Genomic DNA, 14,135 nt, shown 5'->3' on the forward strand with positions numbered 1-14,135 from the left:
GCGATGTCATGGGTGACCTTGTGACAGCGCGGCTCGTACTCCATCCGCTGACCGTCGACGAATCCGAGCGGCTGGTGGCGGGCCGGCCGGGCGTGGGCGACCGGTGGGCGCCCGGTTACCCCATGGAGGGGGACGTTTCCGCAGCCCGGCGGCTCCTCAGGGCCTGCGCGGAAGGCGGTGCCGCGCACCCCGGCTCGTACGAGATCCGGCGGCGCGAGGACGGCAACGCGATCGGGGGCGTGGACTTCCACGGTCCGCCCGACGAGCAGGGCAGCGTCACCATCGGTTATGGGCTGGTCCCGGCCTCGCAGGGCAAGGGGTACGCGTCGGAGGCCGTCCGTGCCCTGCTCGTCTCCGCACGCGAACGGGGTTTCGCCCGGGTGAAGGGCGACGCCGACCACGAGAACGCGGCGTCCCACCGCGTCATGACCGCTGTGGGAATGACGCTGGTCGGGCAGGACGAGCGGGTGAAGTACTACGAGATCGCCTGGGCGGCCGGGACCGCGGGGCCAGCAGGCCGCTGATCCCGCCGCCCTTCGGGCCACCTGGCCTCACGCCCGGTGTCAGTCCTGGTCCGAAGGGCGGCGCCACGTCCTGGCGGCTACGTGGGTCGTCACAGCCACGGCGGCCGTCCCCGTGCACGCGCAGGCGCCGAGGACCGCCAGTGAGCCGGTACGGAGCGATGCGGCCAGCAGACAGACCCAGGCCACTCCCAGAACGACCATGAGCCAGATGTCCGACCGGCGCGGCTTTCGACGTCCGGCCAGCGGTCGCAGCTCAGCGGCGGACAGCCGACGGTCAAGTTCCGGGTCCTGTGCCAGTGTTGCCTCGATTTCGGAGAGGGTCTGCTGTTCGTCCTTCGACAGCGGTGGGCCGTCCACCACAGCCACCTCCCACACCTGGGCAGGCTGTTGGATACCTCGTCTCCGGTACCTCTTCGGCACCTGTCCCCCGGGCCATCACATCCATTTTAGGCCGGTTTCTGTAGGTCAGTGCGGGCCCCCGTGCCGCCCGAGGGTCTCCACGGGGGGCGCTCCGGGGCGGGTCCACTGCGGCACGGGGCGGCTGGTCGCCCCCCAGGTGGCGACGCCGTCGGCGTCCGAGCGCCAGTACCAGCAGGGGTGATTGCCCCCGGGCAGGCGCTCCTCACGGACCTCGCCGATCACGGGCCGGCCCTCGGCACCGTCCTCCCAGGCCTCTCCGCGGCCGTAGGGCGTCATGTCGAGCAGGCCGAAGGATCCGTTGATCTGCTCGTTGCCGCGTCCCGTCGTGGAGTAGGTGAGGAACACGCGGTCGCCGTCGCGCAGGAAGCTGGAGGTGTGCCCCATTCCGCCGCCGATCGGCTCCGCCGTGTCCCGCACCGAGTACCAGGGCTGGGTGTACCCCATGAACTCGATATAGGGCGCCACCTCGTCCCACGACCCGGTGGTCAGGATGGCGAACGAGACGCCGCGGGCGTTGAGATAGACGGCGTCCTTCAGATGCCAGGCCATCATGGTGCAGCCCTCGCACTGCCCCTGGTGCGGCGTGCCGTCGTACCACATGTGCTGGTAGGTCACGAGCTCGTCGCGACCCTGGAAAAGGTCGATGAACGGGACCGGGCCGTCGGGTCCGACGACCTCGGCCGTCCCGTCGAGCTCCACCATCGGCAGCCGGCGGCGGGCCGCGGCGATGGCGTCGCCCTCGTGCGTATGGGCCTTCTCGCGGACCAGGAGCTCGTCACGGGCGGCCTGCCAGGCGGCCTGGCCGACCACGGGCGGGCGGCCGGGCAGTGAGGCGGACGGTTCGTTCGGCGTGGTCGTCATGGTGTCCTCCGTGGTGGTCTCGTGCCGGGGCGGCGTCGTACGACGTTCTACCGCCCTCCGGACGCTCACCCGGGCAGACTCGCGAACCGGCCGGAACTCATCGGTGGCAGGGGCATGACCTTCCGCCCCGGTCCGCCCCGCCTCCCCACAGCTGAGGGCCCCGCCCCCGCCGAAGCGGGACCGGGGCCCTCAGTCATGCACGGTCCGCGCGCACGTCACACACGGGCCAACGCGCGAGTCACACAGGACTCGCGCCTGGTCAGCAGCCCAGCAGGCGGCCGCCGAGGTACGACTGGATCTGGTCCAGCGACACCCGCTCCTGCTTCATCGTGTCGCGCTCGCGCACCGTCACCGCGTTGTCGTCGAGCGTGTCGAAGTCGACCGTGACGCAGAACGGCGTACCGATCTCGTCCTGGCGACGGTAGCGGCGGCCGATGGCGCCCGCGTCGTCGAACTCGATGTTCCAGTTGCGGCGCAGGTCGGTCGCCAGGCCCTTGGCCTTCGGCGAGAGCTGCGGGTTGCGGGAGAGCGGCAGGACCGCGACCTTGACCGGCGCCAGGCGCGGGTCGAGGCGCATCACGGTGCGCTTCTCCATGACGCCCTTGGCGTTGGGCGCCTCGTCCTCGATGTACGCGTCGAGCATGAAGGCCAGCATCGCCCGGCCGACGCCCGCCGCGGGCTCGATGACGTACGGCGTCCAGCGCTCGCCCTTCTCCTGGTCGAAGTAGGAGAGGTCGGTGCCCGACGCCTTGGAGTGCGCGCCGAGGTCGTAGTCCGTGCGGTTGGCGACGCCCTCCAGCTCGCCCCACTCACTGCCGCCGAAGCGGAAGCGGTACTCGATGTCAGCGGTGCGCTTCGAGTAGTGGGAGAGCTTCTCCTTCGGGTGCTCGAACCACCGCATGTTCTCCTCGCGCATACCGAGGTCGCGGTACCAGTTCCAGCGCTGCTCCATCCAGTATTCCTGCCACTGCTCGTCCTCGCCCGGCTTGACGAAGAACTCCATCTCCATCTGCTCGAACTCGCGGGTGCGGAAGATGAAGTTGCCCGGAGTGATCTCGTTCCGGAAGGACTTGCCCATCTGCGCGATGCCGAACGGCGGCTTCTTGCGCGAAGTCTGCTGCACCTGGCCGAAGTTGGTGAAGATGCCCTGCGCCGTCTCGGGGCGCAGGTAGGCGACGGAGCCGCTGTCCTGGGTCGGGCCGAGGTGGGTGGAGAGCAGACCGGAGAAGTTCTTGGGCTCGGTGAAGGTGCCCTTGTTGCCGCAGTTGGGGCAGTTGAGGTCGGCGAGGCCGTTCGCGGGCGCGTGGCCGTGCTTCTCCTCGTACGCCTCCTCCAGGTGGTCGGCGCGGAAGCGCTTGTGACAGGAGGTGCATTCGGTCAGCGGGTCGGAGAAGGTCGCGACGTGGCCCGACGCCTCCCAGGTCTCGGAGGCCAGAATGACCGACGAGTCGAGACCGACCACGTCCTCGCGCGCGGTGACCATGTAACGCCACCACTGGCGCTTGAGGTTCTCCTTCAGCTCGACACCCAGCGGCCCGTAGTCCCAGGCGGCACGCTGACCACCGTAGATCTCACTGGAGGGGTAGACGAAGCCACGGCGCTTGCTCAGGCTGACGATGGTGTCGATCTTGTCGGCGGCCACGGTGCTCTCTTCATTACGACGATTGCGAACAGCGGAATACCTCAGGTTACCGGCGGCTGCACCCCCCGGATCAAATCGGTTCCCGGTTCCTGCCGGGATCGTCCGCAGATCCACCCCGAAGCGATCGCCGATCGCCCCCGCGACAGTCGCCGATCGCCCGCGGAGCAGTCGGGCGCCGGCCCGCCCCGAACCCCTTGTTGACAATCGTTTCCACTTTTGTTGAAAATGACTGTCATGAACATACGACGCCTCGTACCCGTCACAGCCGTCTCCGCGGCGGTCGCCGCCGGACTGGTCGGCCTCTCGGCCTGCTCCGGTTCCTCCGCCGCCGCGGACCACAAGGACGGCAAGCTGCACGTCGTGGCGTCGTTCTATCCGCTCCAGTACCTGACGCAGGAGATAGGCGGCGATCATGTCTCCGTCACCAACCTGACGAAGCCGGGCGTCGAGCCGCACGACCTCGAACTCAGCCCGAAGCAGACCGTCGCCCTCTCCAGCGTGGACGCGATCGTCTATCTCAAGGGCCTCCAGCCCGCCGTCGACGAGGCGATCAAGCAGTCCGGTGTGAAGTACACCGCGGACGCCGCCTCGATGACCACGCTCGAAAAGCACGGCACCGAGGTCGACGGCCACCACCACACGACCGGTGACAACGACTCCCACTCGGAGAGCGAAGCCGGGCTCGACCCGCACATCTGGCTCGACCCGGTGCGGTTCGCCCAGGTCGCCAAGGGTGTGGACAAGACACTCGCCGCGGCGGACCCGAAGCACAAGGCCGACTACCGGAAGAACACCGACGCGCTGGTGAGGAAGCTCGACGCCCTCAACAAGCAGTACGTGAACGGGCTGAAGAACCGCACGTCCGACACCTTCGTCACCACGCACGCCGCCTTCGGCTACCTCGCCGAGCGCTACGGCCTCACCGAGGAGGCCATCAGCGGGATCGACCCGGAGAGCGAGCCCAGCGTCTCGCGCATGAAGGACCTGCACGCACTCGCCGCGAAGCACCACGTCAACACGGTCTTCTTCGAGACCATCGCGAACCCCGACACCGCCAGGACGCTCGCAGGCGACCTGCGCGTGAAGACCGGCGTGCTGGACCCGCTGGAGGGGATCACGGACAAGTCCAAGGGCCGCGACTACCTGCAGGTCATGCAGTCCAACCTCGTCGCGCTCCAGAAGGCGCTCGGCGCCGAGTGACCCCGCAGAACGCCCGTCCGCCAGCACCCAACACCGCACCCAGCACCGCATCCAGCACCGCACCCGAGACCGCACCGGAGGCACGCGCCATGGACACCGAACAGGAACCCGTCATCTCCGACCCCGTCATCTCGGTACGCGGCGCCACCGCCGCGCTCGGCTCGCGCCCGGTGCTGCGCGGTATCGATCTCACCGTGCACCGCGGCGAGGTCGTCGCCCTGCTCGGCGCCAACGGGTCCGGCAAGTCGACCGCCGTACGCGCGGTGATCGGCCAGGTCCCGCTCACCGGCGGCTCGATAGAACTCTTCGGCAGCCCGCTGAGGCGGTTCAGGCAGTGGGCGCGCATCGGTTACGTGCCGCAGCGCACCACCGCCGCCGGCGGGGTGCCCGCGACAGTGCGCGAGATCGTCTCGTCCGGCCGGCTCGCCCGTACGAAGCTGCGGTGGCCGTCCAGGGCCGACCGCGCGGCCGTCTCACGCGCTATCGAGCTGGTGGGGCTCAGCGACCGCGCGGGCGACTCCGTGGGCGCGCTCTCCGGCGGCCAGCACCAGCGGGTGCTGATCGCGCGGGCGCTGGCGTCCGAGCCCGATCTGCTGATCATGGACGAGCCGATGGCCGGGGTCGACCTGGCCAGCCAGGAGATCCTCGCCTCGACGCTGCGCGAACAGGTGGCCGCCCGGACGACCGTGCTGCTGGTCCTGCACGAGCTGGGGGCGCTGGAACCGCTGATCGACCGCGCCGTCGTCCTGCGCGACGGCTGCGTCACGCACGACGGACCCCCACCCTCCATGGGCGACGCCCTGGACCGGCACTCCCCCATGCCGGGCCACGACCACGTACACCCGCACGTGCCGGCCGGGCCGGCCAGGACAGGACTGCTGAGCTGATCATGGAACTTCTCCAGAGCCCCCTGATGCAACGCGCCTTGCTCGCCGCCGTCCTGGTCGGCATCACCGCCCCCGCCATCGGCATCTACCTCGTCCAGCGCCGCCAGGCCCTGATGGGCGACGGCATCGGCCATATCGCCATGACCGGGGTCGGTCTCGGCTTTCTGCTCAACTCCAGTCCGGTGTGGATGGCGACGCTGGTCTCGGTCGTCGGCGCCGTCTCGATGGAGCTGATCCGCAGTTACGGCCGGATGCGCGGGGACGTCGCGCTGGCGATGCTCTTCTACGGCGGTATGTCGGGCGGGGTACTGCTGATCAACCTCTCCCCGACCGGCTCGAACGCCAACCTCTCGTCGTATCTCTTCGGCTCCCTCGCGACCGTCTCGCAGAGCGATGTCACCGCGATCTGCGTGCTGGCCGCGTTCGTGATCCTGGTGACGCTCGGGCTGCGCAGGCAGCTCTTCGCGGTCAGCCAGGACGAGGAGTTCGCGCGGGTCACCGGGCTGCCGGTACGGGTGCTCAACCTGCTCATCGCGGTCACGGCGGCCGTCACCGTCACCGTCGCCATGCGGGTGGTCGGGCTGCTGCTTGTGAGCGCCCTGATGGTGGTCCCGGTGGCGGCGGCGCAGCAGCTGACGAAGTCGTTCGCGGTCACCTTCGTACTGGCCGTGGTGATCGGCACGGCGGTGACGCTCTCCGGCACCATCACCTCGTACTACCAGGACGTCCCGCCGGGAGCGACAATTGTGCTGCTGGCCATCGTGGTCTTCGTCGCACTGACCGCGCTCGCCGCACCGCTCGCAAGACGGCGTGCACGGGCCGCCCGGGCGGCGGAGGACGGGGGCGGGCCCGGGGTCCCGGCGACGCGGCGGCCGGTGGAATCGGCCGGGACCTGACGGAGCTGGCACAATGGCCCGACACATGGGCGGGCGACGCACGGCGAGGAGGCACCTGTGACTGCGGGAGCACCAGTACGAGGCAGGTCGACCCGGCAGCGGGCCGCGGTGGCCGCGGCACTCGACGAGGTGGACGAGTTCCGCAGTGCCCAGGAGCTGCACGATGTGCTCAAGCACCGGGGCGACTCGGTCGGGTTGACCACGGTCTACCGCACACTCCAGTCGCTGGCCGACGCCGGCGAGGTCGACGTGCTGCGCACGGGCGACGGCGAGTCGGTGTACCGGCGGTGCTCGACCGGTGAGCACCACCACCATCTGGTCTGCCGCACCTGCGGCAAGGCCGTCGAGGTGGAGGGGCCCGCGGTCGAGAAGTGGGCGGAGTCGATCGCGGCGCAGCACGGGTATGTGAACGTCGCGCACACGATGGAGGTCTTCGGGACCTGCGCGGAGTGCGCGGGGTCCGCGACGGAGAGCTGAGACGGTCCGGGGTCTGCCCCGGAGAGACGAGAGCGGGATGGTCCGGGGCCGGACCATCCCGCTCTCGGTTCGCCGGGGCGGACCCCGGTGCGTGCCTGAGCCGTCTCAGGAAGTCGTCGTCTCCTCGATCGCGCCGCCGAACCGCCGGTCCCGCTGGGCGAATTCGAGGCAGGCGCGCCACAGGTCGCGGCGGTCGAAGTCGGGCCAGAGGACGTCCTGGAAGACCATCTCGGCGTACGCGCTCTGCCAGATCAGGTAGTTGGACGTGCGCTGCTCGCCGCTGGGACGCAGGAAGAGGTCCACATCCGGCATGTCCGGGTAGTAGATGTACTTCGCGAAGGTCTTCTCATTGACCTTCGCCGGGTCCAGCTTGCCCGCCGCCACATCGCGGGCGATGGCCTGCGCCGCGTCGGCGATCTCCGCGCGCCCGCCGTAGTTGACGCAGAAGTACAGCGTCATCTTGTCGTTGTCCTTGGTCTGCTCCTGCGCGACCTGGAGTTCCTCGACGACCGACTTCCACAGCTTGGGCATCCGGCCCACCCAGCGGATCCTGATCCCCAGCTCGTCCATCTGGTCCCGGCGCCGCCTGATGACATCGCGGTTGAAGTTCATCAGGAAGCGCACCTCGTCGGGCGAGCGCTTCCAGTTCTCGGTCGAGAAGGCGTACAGCGAGAGGTTCTTGACGCCCATCTCGATGCAGCCGTTGAGCACTTCGAGGACGGTGGACTCGCCGACCTTGTGGCCCTCGGTGCGCGGCAGTCCGCGGTCCTTGGCCCAGCGGCCGTTGCCGTCCATGACGATCGCCACATGGTTCGGCACCAGTTCGCCGGGGATCTTCGGCGGCCGGGCGCCCGACGGGTGCACCTCGGGGACCTTGTACTCGCGGTCCTCGCCCCGGTTACGCCCCAGAATCCCGCGTCGTGCCATGTGCTCGTCTCCCTCTCACTACTTCTCTACGTACCGCAACGAGCGCAGCCCGCGCTCCAAGTGCCAGTGCAGATAGGCCGATACGAGCCCGCTGCCCTCCCTGACGTGCCGCGGCTCGGCCGCGTCGGCCGTCGTCCAGTCCCCCGTCAGCAGTGCGCTGAGCAGCCCGACGGCCTCCGCAGAGGGTACGACGCTGCCGGGCACCCGGCAGTCGCCGCACACCGCCCCGCCGCCCGCCACGGAGAAGAACCGGTTCGGTCCCTCCAGGCCGCACTTCGCGCAGTCCTCGAAGCTGGGCGCGTAGCCGTTGACGGCGAGCGAGCGCAGCAGGAACGCGTCGAGGATCAGATTCGGGGCGTGCTCACCACGGGCGAGGGTGCGCAGCCCGCCGATGAGCAGCAGATACTGCTGGACGGACGGCTCGCCCTCGTGGTCGGTGAAGCGCTCCGCCGTCTCCAGCATGGCCGTGCCCGCCGTGTAGCGGGCGTAGTCACTGACGATCCCGCCACCGTACGGAGCGATGGTCTCACTCTGGGTGCACAGCGGGAGCCCGCGCCCGATCAGCTCGCTGCCGCGCGCGAAGAACTGCACGTCGACATGGGAGAACGGTTCGAGCCGCGCCCCGAATTTGGACTTCGTACGCCGCACGCCCCGCGCGACGGCGCGCACCCGCCCGTGGCCCCGGGTCAGCAGCGTGATGATGCGGTCGGCCTCACCCAGCTTCTGAGTCCGCAGGACGACCCCGTCGTCACGGAAAAGACTCATGGGATCCATTGTCCCGTACGCGCCGGGTCCCCTGCGCAGGGAGCCCCGGATCCGGGCCCGCTCGCGCTCCGGGGCCCGGGCCTGCTCCCGCTCAGGCCCGGCGCCACTCCTCCCACACGCCCGTGAGCTCCGCGTCGACCGCCGGAACCACCGTGTCCAGCAGCCGCACCTGCGCTCCCGGGCCCGCCAGGTCCGTGCGGTACGGGTGGGGCGGGCCGCCGGGGGTGGCGCCGAGTGCGGTGACCGAGCCGATGACGCGGTGGGCGCCGAGGATGCCGGGCAGCTCCCGGATGTCCGGGGCGCGCAGGTCCAGGTCCTCGACCAGCAGGTCCTGGCCGTCGTACGTGGCACGGGTCGTCGCCCGTACGCTGCCGCCCCGTTCGCCGGAGCGCCCGAGGACCAGGGTGTCGCGCCAGAGCATCCGGGCCCCGGCGGCCAGCGTGATGTCCATCGTGCGCCGGACGTCCGCACCGGACGAGACCACGAACGGCTTGGCGTCCCAGGTGAGTTCGCCGCCCTCGGCGATGTCTACGCGGGCGTGCCAGGCCGATGTGGAGCCGCGGTGGTCGTACGCGACGAGGCCGGCCGGTTCGACGAGGTGCAGCCGGGCGCCGGGGCCCACGGTGAGGCGCAGGGTCAGCGTGTCGCCCGCCAGGAGTCCGGCGCGGGTCCCGACCAGGGCGATGTGCAGCCCGTCGGGTCCCGGCCGCAGCGGGCGGGGCGCCAGGAAGGCGCCGGGGCTCAGTTCGCGGGCCAGGTGGCGGCCGGCCGCGTCGCGCTCGACGGCGACGACCGTGGGGTCGGCGGCGCCGTCGTCGGGCCCGGTGACGGGCGCGGTGACGGGCGCGGTGTCGCCGTTGTCGGGCCCGGTCACGGGTGGCTGTGGCCCTGGCCGTCACCATGGCTGTGCGGGGCCATCGGGCCCGGGTCGGTGGGCACATGGGTACCGGAGCGGTGGCGTACGAGCAACGCCCGTACCCAGTCGGTGAGTTCAGCCACCGATGCCGCATCGTGCTTGGACAGGGCGAGCACCCGGAGCCCGTCGCGGGCCGCCTCCGCGTCGGCGACCATCGCCGGGACGTCGACCTCCACATAGGGTGCGAGGTCGGTCTTGTTGATGACGAGAAGGTCGGCCCCGGTGATGCCGGGCCCGCCCTTGCGTGCCACGTCGCCGCCGCCCGCCACATCGATGCAGAAGAGCTGGGCGTCGGCGAGCGCCGGGCTGAAAGTGGCGGTGAGGTTGTCGCCCCCGCTCTCGATGAGTACCAGGTCGAGCGGCCCGTACGCCTCTTCCAGGTCCTCGACCGCGTCGAGGTTGGCGCTGACGTCGTCGCGGATCGCGGTGTGCGGGCAGGCGCCGGTCTCCACGGCACGGATGCGTTCGGTGGGCAGGACGCCCGCCGAACGCAGGAAACGGGCGTCCTCGTCGGTGTAGATGTCGTTGGTGACGACAGCCATGGAAAGTTCACCGGCGAGCGCCCGGCAGAGGGTCGCCAGGATCGAGCTCTTGCCGGTGCCGACCGGCCCCGCGACACCGAGGCGCAGGGCACGCGGCTGGTTCAGGGGTTCGTTGAAGTGCGGGTGCGGGCGCTGCTGGGTCGGGGGGAGCCGGTTCGGGGGAAGCCGGTTCTCGGTCCGGGGGTCGTTCTCAGGCAAGGAAGAGTCTCCGTTCTCGTCGGTCGTGTTCGAGGGCCCACCCCTCGGTGAGCAGGCCCGCCCTGGCGGGCAGTCCGTCGGGTGTCCGTACGGCGAGGGCTTCCGCCACCGCGGCAGCCGCGTCCGGTTCGGCGGCGAGGATCCATGCCACCGAGTCGAGCGGGTCGCCCGGCAGCAGCTTCAGCGCGGCGGCGGCGACCGTCTGGAGCTCGTCGTAGACGACGCCGTACGCCAGTTCCTCGTCCGACACGTCGAGCACCGCGCCGAGCGCGCCCAGCGTGATGGGCCGCAGGGGGCGCAGGGACGGCGTGTGCGCGGTGCTGAGCGCCGTGACCGCCGGGTGGCCGGGGGCGAGCCTGCGAGCGAGCCGGTGCACGCCCCTGCCGAGCGTCGCCGACGCCGCACGCATCGGCGCCACCGGCGTCCTGGCCGCGAGCGCCCGCTGTACGGGGGCGTAGTCCACCGGGTCCCGTCGCGCGGCCCGCAGTGCGAGCACCGCGGCGGCCGCCTCGGTGACGGTGGTGGTGTGCAGCCTGGCCCGCAGCAGTGCGGGGATCCGGTCGCGGGTGAGCCCGGCCGCCACGGCAGGTTCGAGCCCGGCGCTGTAGGTGTACGCGCCGACCGGCAGGCGCCCGTCCGCGAGCAGCAGGGGCGCGAGCCCGGAGGTACGCATCAGAACAGGCTGTACCGCTGGGCGAGCGGCAGTTCGGTGGCCGGGGCGGGCTCCACGAGCTCCCCGTCGATACGGATGGCGAAGGTCTCGGGGTCGACGTCGATCGCCGGGAGCGCCGTGTTGTTGGGCAGATCCGCCTTGGTGAGGTGACGGGTCGGCCGTACAGCGACCAACTCCCGTACCAGACCCAGCCGTTCGGCGAGACCGTCCTCCAGGGCCGCCGGAGCGACGAAGCTGACCGAGAGGTGCGGGGCCGCGTCGGCCGCCGCGGTGTGCCGGAGCAGGACCGGCTGGGTGGTGGGGATCGCGGCGTTGGCATCGCCGAGCGCCGCGCTCACCACCATGCCGCCCTTGAGCACCGCGGCGGGCCTGATGCCGAAGAACGCGGGGTCCCAGAGCACCAGGTCGGCGAGTTTGCCGGGCTCGACAGAGCCGATGACATGGTCGATGCCATGGGCGACCGCCGGGCAGATCGTGTACTTGGCGACATAGCGGCGGGCGCGTTCGTTGTCCGCGGGCAGCTCCGTGCCGCGGTCTCCGAACCGCTGCTTCATGGCGTGCGCGACCTGCCAGGTACGGCAGATGACCTCACCGATACGGCCCATGGCCTGGGCGTCGGACGAGGTGATGGAGAGGGCGCCGATGTCGTGCAGGACGTCCTCGGCGGCGATGGTGGTGGCGCGGATACGGGATTCCGCGAAGGCCAGGTCCTCGGGCACCCGGGGGTTGAGATGGTGGCAGACCATCAGCATGTCGAGGTGCTCGGCGACGGTGTTCACGGTGTGCGGCAGCGTCGGATTGGTGGAGGCCGGCAGCACATTGGGGTGCGAGGCGACCGTGATGATGTCGGGGGCGTGGCCGCCGCCCGCGCCCTCGGCGTGGAAGACGTGGATGCCGCGCCCGGCGATGGCGTCCAGGGTGCCCTCGACGTAACCGGCCTCGTTGAGGCTGTCGCCGTGCAGCGCGACCTGGAGTCCGTAGGTGTCGGCCGCGCGCAGTGCGGCGTCGATGGCGGCGGGCGTGGCGCCCCAGTCCTCGTGGACCTTGTAGCCACCGGCGCCGCCGAGCGCGGCCTCGCGCAGGGATTCCTCGCTGACGGTGGAGCCCTTGCCGAACAGCATGATGTTGAGCGGGATCCGGTCCAGGGAGCGGTGCATCATCGCGAGGTTCCAGGCGCCGGGCGTGACGGTGGTCGCCTTGGACCCCTCACTGGCGCCGGTGCCGCCGCCGATCACGGTGGTGGTGCCGGTGGCGAGCGCCTCGTGCAGCGTCTCCGGCATCAGGAAGTGGACATGGGTGTCGATGGCCCCGGCGGTCAGGATGCGCCCCTCGCCGGACACCACATCGGTACCGGGGCCGATCACCAGGCCGGGGTGGACACCGTCGCTCATATCGGGGTTGCCGGAGCGGCCGAGTGCGACGATCCGGCCCTCACGGATTCCGACGTCGGTCTTCACGACGCCCCAGTGATCAAGGACCACGACATTGGTGATGACCAGGTCGAGAGCGCCCTCGGCACGGGAGTCGGTGGCCTGGGCCATGGACTCGCGGATGGACTTGCCGCCGCCGAATACGGCTTCGTCGCCGCCGAAGCAGCGGTCCTCCTCGACCTCGATCCAGAGGTCGGTGTCGGCGAGGCGGATCCGGTCACCGGTGGTGGGTCCGTAGAGCGCCGCGTAGGCGGCGCGGGTCATCCGGGCCATCTCAGCCTTCCTCCGTCCGTGCCGGTGCCGTTGGTCCTGTTGGTTCTGCGGGTGCTGTTGGTTCTGCCGGCGCTGTGCGGTCCGTGGGTGCTGTGCGGGCGGGGCTTCCGGGCAGGGCGAGGCCGGGGACCGTCCGCCGCCCGCCGAGCTCCACCAGCGTCACCTCGGCACCGACCCCGGGTTCGAAGCGCAGCGAGGTGCCGGACGGAATATCGAGCCTGAATCCTTCGGCCGCGGCTCGGTCGAAGGAAAGGGCGGGATTTACATCGGAGAAATGAAAATGCGAGCCGATCTGAATCGGCCGGTCACCGTCATTCACCACGTCGAGCCGCAATTGCATGAGGGTTTCATTGATTTCGAGTACGCCTGATCCGGTGCGGATCTCCCCGGGGATCACGGGATCGGCGAGGTGATCGTGACGAGCTTGCGCCCGTCGGGGAAGGTCGCTTCGACCTGAACGTCGTGCAGCATCTCCGGCACACCTTCGAGCACGTCAGCGCGGGTCAATACGTTCCTGCCCGCCGTCATGAGGTCCACGACACGGGCACCTTCGCGGGCCCGTTCCATCGCCCAGCAGGCAAGCAGCGCCACTGTCTCGGGATAGTTCAGACGTACGCCGCGTTCACGCCGGTCACGGGCGACCATTCCGGCTACGCTCAGCAGCAATTTCTCCGTGTCGGACGGAGTGAGAAGCATGGGAAACCTCCATGGCGGCACTCTCCGGAATTCCCGGAATCGCCACAGCCACATCCCTCTTATAAACCCACCGACGGCGCTGTGGCAACTTTCAGCGCACCATAAAAAATCCCCTTCTGGGGTTATGACCCACTAAATACGGGCAAACCGCCCGAAATCTCTGCGCCATTCAGCCCTGCGACGCACCGGATCCGAGCACCCCTGCGGTGAAGTCCGCCAGATGCGCCCGTACCTGTTCACGGCTCATCCGCTCCTGGCCGACGAGGTGTTCCACGAGGTCGGCGCGGATGGCGGCGAGCAGCGCGTGCGCGGTGTAGCCACTGCCGGCAGGGCCGGGGATCTCCTCCAGCGCACTTCGCAGCAGGCCGTGCCACCGCTCGTAGTGCTCCGCCAGGTACGGACTGGCCGAGCCCGCACCTTCCAGAGCCAGCGCGAGGTGGCGGTTGTCGAGCTTGAAGCAGAGCAGGGCGTCGAGCAGGGCCGGTACGCGCACCAGCGGCGGAGCGGCGGGCCCCAGGGGCGCAGGCCCCTCTTCGGCCGCGCTCCTGACCGGCGCGAGCCGGGCTTCGTACAGCGCGCGGATCAGGCCGTTGCGGTCACCGAAGGCCCGGAAGAGCGTCGCCTTGCCCACACCGGCCGCCGCCGCGATGTCGGCCATCGTGACGGTCTCGGGGCTTTCACAGTGGGCGAAAAGGTCGTCGGCCGCGGCGAAGACGGCCGCCCGGTTGCGGGCCGCGTCCTTGCGTGGCTTGCGCTCGGACATCGGTTCCTCCAGTTGCAAAGCGGACCCGCGGTCCGTATCGTCCGA

General features: G+C 70.3%; 17 protein-coding genes. 5 read left to right on the forward strand and 12 right to left on the reverse strand.

Annotated elements, in window-relative coordinates; all coding sequences use genetic code 11:
* The first annotated feature begins 8 nt into the window (after positions 1–8).
* Positions 9–524, forward strand: coding sequence for a GNAT family N-acetyltransferase (locus OHB13_RS10645; RefSeq protein WP_328376899.1), 516 nt, complete (start codon positions 9–11; stop codon positions 522–524).
* Positions 525–563: 39 nt separating this feature from the next.
* Here OHB13_RS10645 and OHB13_RS10650 read toward each other — a convergent pair whose 3' ends face one another.
* The 3 genes from OHB13_RS10650 to OHB13_RS10660 form a co-directional block, all read right to left on the reverse strand.
* Positions 564–890 (reverse strand): DUF3040 domain-containing protein, encoded by a 327-nt coding sequence (locus OHB13_RS10650; protein WP_328376900.1) that lies wholly within the window; start codon positions 888–890, stop codon positions 564–566.
* A gap of 99 nt (positions 891–989) precedes the next feature.
* Entirely contained in the window at positions 990–1,805 is an 816-nt protein-coding gene (locus tag OHB13_RS10655; RefSeq protein ID WP_328376901.1) for a DUF899 domain-containing protein, read from the reverse strand.
* 259 nt (positions 1,806–2,064) lie between these two features.
* Positions 2,065–3,447: a glycine--tRNA ligase gene (locus OHB13_RS10660; protein WP_266857194.1), complete on the reverse strand. Its 1,383-nt coding sequence runs from the start codon at positions 3,445–3,447 to the stop codon at positions 2,065–2,067.
* 234 nt (positions 3,448–3,681) lie between these two features.
* Between OHB13_RS10660 and OHB13_RS10665 the strand changes: the two genes are divergently transcribed.
* The 4 genes from OHB13_RS10665 (at position 3,682) to OHB13_RS10680 (ending at position 6,907) form a co-directional block, all read left to right on the forward strand.
* Positions 3,682–4,647, forward strand: coding sequence for a metal ABC transporter substrate-binding protein (locus tag OHB13_RS10665; protein WP_328376902.1), 966 nt, complete (start codon positions 3,682–3,684; stop codon positions 4,645–4,647).
* Positions 4,648–4,736: 89 nt separating this feature from the next.
* Positions 4,737–5,534 (forward strand): metal ABC transporter ATP-binding protein, encoded by a 798-nt coding sequence (locus OHB13_RS10670; protein WP_328380263.1) that lies wholly within the window; start codon positions 4,737–4,739, stop codon positions 5,532–5,534.
* 2 nt (positions 5,535–5,536) lie between these two features.
* A complete protein-coding gene (locus OHB13_RS10675; RefSeq protein ID WP_405751043.1) occupies positions 5,537–6,430 on the forward strand; it encodes a metal ABC transporter permease in 894 nt (297 codons plus the stop codon).
* A gap of 57 nt (positions 6,431–6,487) precedes the next feature.
* Complete coding sequence (locus OHB13_RS10680; RefSeq protein ID WP_266857190.1) at positions 6,488–6,907, forward strand: Fur family transcriptional regulator; 420 nt, start codon at positions 6,488–6,490, stop codon at positions 6,905–6,907.
* A 105-nt stretch (positions 6,908–7,012) separates the two neighbouring features.
* Here the strand turns inward: OHB13_RS10680 and OHB13_RS10685 are convergent, their stop codons facing one another.
* From OHB13_RS10685 to OHB13_RS10725, 9 genes are all read right to left on the reverse strand, one after another.
* On the reverse strand, positions 7,013–7,834 hold the full coding sequence (locus OHB13_RS10685; RefSeq protein WP_328376903.1) for an isoprenyl transferase: 822 nt from the start codon (positions 7,832–7,834) through the stop codon (positions 7,013–7,015).
* Positions 7,835–7,852: 18 nt separating this feature from the next.
* Complete coding sequence (gene recO, locus OHB13_RS10690; protein ID WP_266857187.1) at positions 7,853–8,599, reverse strand: DNA repair protein RecO; 747 nt, start codon at positions 8,597–8,599, stop codon at positions 7,853–7,855.
* Between the two features lie 91 nt (positions 8,600–8,690).
* Positions 8,691–9,356 (reverse strand): urease accessory protein UreD, encoded by a 666-nt coding sequence (locus OHB13_RS10695; RefSeq protein ID WP_266861091.1) that lies wholly within the window; start codon positions 9,354–9,356, stop codon positions 8,691–8,693.
* Between the two features lie 113 nt (positions 9,357–9,469).
* Positions 9,470–10,162: an urease accessory protein UreG gene (gene ureG / locus OHB13_RS10700; RefSeq protein ID WP_266861090.1), complete on the reverse strand. Its 693-nt coding sequence runs from the start codon at positions 10,160–10,162 to the stop codon at positions 9,470–9,472.
* Between the two features lie 85 nt (positions 10,163–10,247).
* Positions 10,248–10,928 carry an urease accessory protein UreF gene (locus OHB13_RS10705; protein WP_328376904.1) on the reverse strand — a complete coding sequence of 227 codons (681 nt, stop codon included), beginning with the start codon at positions 10,926–10,928 and terminating at the stop codon, positions 10,248–10,250.
* Positions 10,928–12,631 (reverse strand): urease subunit alpha, encoded by a 1,704-nt coding sequence (locus OHB13_RS10710; protein ID WP_266857183.1) that lies wholly within the window; start codon positions 12,629–12,631, stop codon positions 10,928–10,930. Before OHB13_RS10710 ends, OHB13_RS10705 begins: the two co-directional genes overlap by 1 nt.
* 1 nt (position 12,632) lies before the next feature.
* Entirely contained in the window at positions 12,633–13,028 is a 396-nt protein-coding gene (ureB, locus tag OHB13_RS10715; protein ID WP_328376905.1) for an urease subunit beta, read from the reverse strand.
* A complete protein-coding gene (locus OHB13_RS10720; RefSeq protein WP_328376906.1) occupies positions 13,025–13,327 on the reverse strand; it encodes an urease subunit gamma in 303 nt (100 codons plus the stop codon). Before OHB13_RS10720 ends, ureB begins: the two co-directional genes overlap by 4 nt.
* Before the next feature lie 169 nt (positions 13,328–13,496).
* Positions 13,497–14,090 (reverse strand): TetR/AcrR family transcriptional regulator, encoded by a 594-nt coding sequence (locus OHB13_RS10725; RefSeq protein WP_328376907.1) that lies wholly within the window; start codon positions 14,088–14,090, stop codon positions 13,497–13,499.
* Positions 14,091–14,135 lie beyond the last annotated feature (45 nt).

This window comes from Streptomyces sp. NBC_00440 (genome assembly GCF_036014215.1).
GTDB lineage: Bacteria > Actinomycetota > Actinomycetes > Streptomycetales > Streptomycetaceae > Streptomyces.